Source organism: Pedobacter sp. HMWF019, from assembly GCF_003061025.1.
GTDB lineage: Bacteria > Bacteroidota > Bacteroidia > Sphingobacteriales > Sphingobacteriaceae > Pedobacter.
In genome coordinates, this window is sequence record NZ_QAIL01000011.1 from 1 (window position 1) to 4232 (window position 4232).

5 protein-coding genes are annotated in these 4232 nt (G+C 39.7%); 2 read left to right on the top strand and 3 right to left on the bottom strand.

What is annotated here, in order from left to right:
- Positions 1-184: 184 nt before the first annotated feature.
- Positions 185-2173 (top strand): sialate O-acetylesterase, encoded by a 1989-nt coding sequence (locus DBR11_RS00485; protein WP_108549648.1) that lies wholly within the window; start codon positions 185-187, stop codon positions 2171-2173.
- Between the two features lie 48 nt (positions 2174-2221).
- Positions 2222-2443, top strand: coding sequence for a YdeI/OmpD-associated family protein (locus DBR11_RS00490; RefSeq protein WP_108549649.1), 222 nt, complete (start codon positions 2222-2224; stop codon positions 2441-2443).
- A 56-nt stretch (positions 2444-2499) separates the two neighbouring features.
- Here DBR11_RS00490 and DBR11_RS00495 read toward each other — a convergent pair whose 3' ends face one another.
- From DBR11_RS00495 to DBR11_RS29455, 3 genes are all read right to left on the bottom strand, one after another.
- The gene (locus DBR11_RS00495; RefSeq protein WP_108549650.1) at positions 2500-3393 is read right to left on the bottom strand and encodes a DUF3078 domain-containing protein; all 894 of its coding nucleotides are present in this window, start codon (positions 3391-3393) and stop codon (positions 2500-2502) included.
- Positions 3394-3505: 112 nt separating this feature from the next.
- Positions 3506-3871, bottom strand: coding sequence for a DUF4870 domain-containing protein (locus DBR11_RS00500; RefSeq protein WP_108549651.1), 366 nt, complete (start codon positions 3869-3871; stop codon positions 3506-3508).
- 96 nt (positions 3872-3967) lie between these two features.
- Positions 3968-4232, bottom strand: a 265-nt coding sequence (locus DBR11_RS29455) for a hypothetical protein (RefSeq protein WP_158275176.1), incomplete at its 5' end; no start/stop codon positions are given.

Below are 4232 nucleotides of genomic sequence, written 5' to 3' on the forward strand. Positions count from 1 at the left end.
TTGTTACTTTTGGAACATGCGGCAAGGCATCCGGCCAGGCAAAGCATTAATTGACATTGTTTTATACTTCTTCTCATCATAGAGGCAAATGTAAAGATTAGAAATAATTCTTTTATAACTGAACCACCATCTAATTTGTAACTTTATTTTTAACTTGAACTTCTTAAATGAAAACCAAATCCTTATGAACTTAAAAAAAGCATCTCGAACCTGCTTCTTTAAACTCACTTTAGCCATTGCACCATTACTATTTTCCACTTTTATTGAGTTTATAGTTGTGCTCCCCTCAGTGTTTAGTTACAATATTGTACTTCAGCAAAAAACTAATGCGGCAATCTGGGGGAAAGCAAAAGCTGGTGCTAAAATAACGGTTATACCAAGCTGGAATCTGGAAAGATATACTGGTATTGCAGATGCTAATGGAAACTGGAAAATAAAGGTGCTAACGCCATCTTACGGAGGCCCATATACCTTGCGGATTTCTGACGGGGAACCTGTTGTTTTAAAAAATATACTTATAGGGGATGTATGGGTTTGCTCAGGGCAATCCAATATGGAAATGCCACTGGCAGGTTGGGGTAAGGTGCAAAATTACGCACAGGAGATAGCCCAGGCCAATTATCCGTCTATACGCTTGTTGCAGGTTGAACACATCACTGCAAACCAGGTAAAGGATGATGCCACCGTGACCAATGGAGGATGGACCGCATGTAGCCCGGCTACAGTGGCGGAGTTTTCTTCAACGGCTTATTTTTTTGCAAGGGAAATTTACCAAAAAACAAAAATACCAATTGGGTTGCTTCATACTTCCTGGGGTGGTACCATTGCTGAAGCATGGATGAGCAGTTCTTCATTAAAAAGAATACCTGCTTTTGCAGCGGCTGTGGAAGAAATTGAAAGAACTCCTGGTGAAGACAAAAATTATGCTGATAAATTGCTGAACTGGCAAAAGATAGTTCTGGATAAAGATTTGGGTTATCATGACCAAAAACCTATTTGGAGTGCCGAAGACGCAGATGTTTCTTCTTGGGCAGAGCTTAAAGTTCCTGGTTTGTGGGAGAATGAATTAAAAGATATGGACGGTGCTGTCTGGTTAAGCCGAAAAATCACGCTTCCGGAAAACTGGGCTGGTAAATCTTTGAAAGTAAATATCGGGCCAGTTGATGATGATGAAATCTCCTGGTTCAATGGATCGGAGATTGGAAGAACGCAGGGGTATAATCAACCGAGGATCTATACTATTCCGGGGAATTTGGTCAAAGCTGGTGAAAATACGATTACAGTGAGGGTGTTTGATAGTGGTGGTGGAGGTGGAATGTATGGAGAAGAAAAAGACCTTCAGTTTACGGGTCCGGATGGAAAGAAAGTAGGCCTTTCCGGCTCCTGGAAATATCGTGTTGGGCTTAATTTAAAAGATGCTCCACCTATGCCGGCATCACAGACTGGACCAAATCGTCCTTCGGTACTCTACAACGCTATGATCCATCCTTTTTTACCTTTTTCTATTCGTGGGGTGATCTGGTATCAGGGAGAAAGTAACGCAGATCGTGCTCATCAGTACGAGTCTCTTTTTCCTTCTCTAATCAAAGACTGGAGATCAAAGTGGAATGAAGGCGATTTTCCGTTTTATTTCGTCCAGCTGGCGAGTTTTATGAAAAGGGAAGAAGAACCAGTACCATCTAAATGGGCAGAACTTAGAGATGCGCAACTCAAAACATTGTCTTTACCCAATACAGGAATGGCTGTTGCAATAGATATCGGTGATGCAAAGGATATACATCCGAAAAATAAGCAGGAGGTTGGACGCCGTCTGGCGCTGATTGCTCTGGCCAGGAATTACCAAAAGAAAATCAGTTATTCTGGACCGCAGATGCAATCTTTTAAGGTGGAAGGGGATAAGGTCAGAATTTCCTTTGTGCATGCTGATGCTGGTTTGAAAGTGCAGGATGGAACAGTGCTGAAAGGATTTGTTATTGCCGGGGCTGATCAGAAGTTTTACCGGGCAAAGGCTGTCATTGAAGGAAATACAGTCGTGGTGAGTAGCGATCTTGTGAAACAACCTGTTGCTGTTCGTTATGCCTGGGAAAATAATCCGGATTGTAATTTGTATAGTGGGGCTGGCTTACCTGCATCTCCGTTTAGGACCGATACCTGGAAAGGGATAACAGAATAAATGGTTTTAATGTAAAGAAAATCTATTTTTGGATACTAAATCAAAATTATGCTGAAAAAAGGAGAACATATTGAGGGTACACCTGAAGAATTGCTGTTGTTGATAGATCGGGATGCGGAAGCTAAAACATTTTTTGAAGGTTTATCCAAATCTTATAAGCAAGGATACTGTGATTGGGTAGGATCTGCTAAGCAGGAAGCAACGAGAAAAATCCGGGCAGAAAAGGCATTGATTATGCTGCAGAATAAACAAAAAACATTAAAAACCTGAGCATATCATGATTTAATCAATAAGGGAGGTCATAGCCTCCCTTATTGATTATCGGACTAAAACTTATAAGTTAAGCCTGCACCAAAGATCTGTTTTACCTGTAAAGCTCTTTTTGTGCCACCGGGAGTCCCATCTGGATTGAACTCCTGAATCTTGGTCTTGTCATCGTAGATCAGTTGTACTCCCGCATTTACCGTAACAAATTTGTTTACCTTCATAAATAGGTTCGCGGTATAATCTGTGTAAATATTGCCTGGTTTATCGAGGTAATTTGAATAGAGTTTCAGAATGTTCTCAAAGCCTATATTCTCCATGAGGTTTATTTTGTAATAAGCATCCAATGATGCACCAAATTCATAGCGTATTTTTTTTCCTTCGTCTACTCCATATGATGTAGCAAGTGCAGTGTCTCTCACAATAATGAGGCGGGAAGCAAAAGGTGAAATATTGATCCTGAAATTGTCTGATTTTTTATAGGCAAAACCAGGTCCGAAGGTTAGATAGGCTGGGGCGAGGAAATCAGAAATTATAGTTTTTGTATTGCCAGTATACTGGTAGCCCTTTGAAAACTGTGTCTGGAAATTTGCATAAAAAGTGTACAACCAGTATTGTGCGGCCTTATAGCCCAGTAAGCTGTTTAAAATAATACGGTCATCATTTTTACGCGTACCAATTCCCTGCTGTTTACTTAAACCATAACCGAGAATGGCTTTGTTGTCCCAGCTCCATTTGTCTTTCTTGTAATTAAAATCATAATTAAAAATAATGTTTCCGGCAACGGAATTCACACCACCGGCAGACCAGTTGGAAAAAGAACTTTGATTGATCAGAAAGGTGTTTTCTCCGTGAATTGTCCACCTTTTGGTGGTATCTGCTTTGGGTGCTGTGTCTTGTGCATAGCCAGTAATCCCTATGGCCATCAGAAGAAGAGTAAGAGTAAAGTTTTTCATGAGCCTGTTTTTGGTAAGTAAATAGATTAAATTTTAACAATTGAATTAACCCCGATTTCAGCTTAAAAAAAAATCCCGGCCGTCAGGCTGGGATTTATACTCTAAGAATGGATTAAATTCCAGAGAATATGCTTTGAGCTTTATCTCCGATCAAAGGAATCGGCTTTTTCTGTCCATTGATGGCGCCAATAAGGCCAATGATCCACAGTACAAAAAGCACAAGGTAGATCAGATTGAACAGCATCCAAACAGTACCTGATAAAGTAACTGTTAACAGTATCCGGGATAATATATTAACCCCAATGCCAATCAGATAAAGCAATAGTGTTTGTCTTAAGTGATAGCTTCCCAATTCCGTTTTCTTGTCTTTGTGCATGGCAAAATAGGCAATTAACCAGCCAATCAGGGTGATGTAACTCACAATGGCAACGGTTTTCCCGTCTTCAGTTGTTGGAGTTACGTTGAAATTTGTTTCCATAGGATAATATTAAATTAGATGTATACACATCTAATTTAATATTTTTTAAGCTAAAAAGGAAAATCTTTTGAAAAAGCAGGTGATTTTTTAGCTCATTTAAGCTGGATCAAAATAAAGCTGAATAGCCTCGCAAATGACTTCCGGCACTGGTTCAGTACTTCTGTTCTTAACCTTAAACTGGCCTGAATTGAATTTTTGAATATAGGTGCCTTCTGTCTCACTGAATTTTAAGAAGCCTTCTACAAAGAAGCGTTCTTCCAATACAGAAGAAGAATCTAAGGATCTGAAAGTAAGATGTTGAATGTGTTTTGTTTCCTTATTGAAAAGTAACCAATGAAAAATCTTATCTACAGTGCTGCCT